This window comes from Coprococcus sp. LG101-27 (assembly GCF_027695515.1).
Lineage (GTDB): Bacteria > Bacillota > Clostridia > Lachnospirales > Lachnospiraceae > Allocoprococcus > Allocoprococcus comes.
The window spans coordinates 18,797-19,423 of record NZ_JAQEUJ010000039.1 but is presented as its reverse complement, the minus strand read 5'-3'; the positions used below and the strand labels follow the sequence as shown (position 1 = coordinate 19,423).

General features: G+C 48.0%; 1 protein-coding gene. It reads left to right on the top strand.

Translation table 11 applies throughout. The annotated features are described in order from the left end of the window. On the top strand, positions 1-627 hold a 627-nt coding region (locus PG766_RS16000), incomplete at both ends, for a recombinase family protein (RefSeq protein WP_270591253.1).

Here is a 627-nt window from a genome sequence, read left to right as displayed (position 1 = left end):
AAAGTACCTACCCCCGGCTGGCTGAACTATGAAAGATACGGGACTTTCGCCAATATCTACGCCGGTGCGCCTCCAGAAAAAGCCTATGCGTGGACGATTGCACAGGTCAAGAGCATTTTGAAAGAGGAAACCTACATCGGTCACAGCGTTCACAACAAGCAGAGCAACATTTCATTCAAGAACAAGAAAAAGGTGCGGAAGCCGCAGGAAGAATGGTATCGTGTGGAAAATACCCACGAAGCCATCATTTCCGAAGAAGTGTTCCAAAAAGTTCAAGAGCTGATTGCAAGCAGACGCAGGAAACGCAGAAACGGTACGACACAGATTTTCGCAGGATTGATAAAATGTGCAGACTGCGGATGGTCTTTAGCCTATGGGGAAAACAAGCAGAACAAAAACCCATACGGGTACTACCATTGCAGCAAGAACGGACAGGGATTACGCCAGTGTTCCATGCACTATATCCGCTATGATCTACTGTATGCCTATGTGCTTGCAAGACTGCAATACTGGTCTATGCTGGCACAGAAAGATGAGGACAAGCTGCTGAAACGGCTGCTCAATGTCAGCGACAGGGAAAGGAACTCTGCGAAGAAAAAGCAGGCTGCGGAGCTGAAAAAGGCAGAG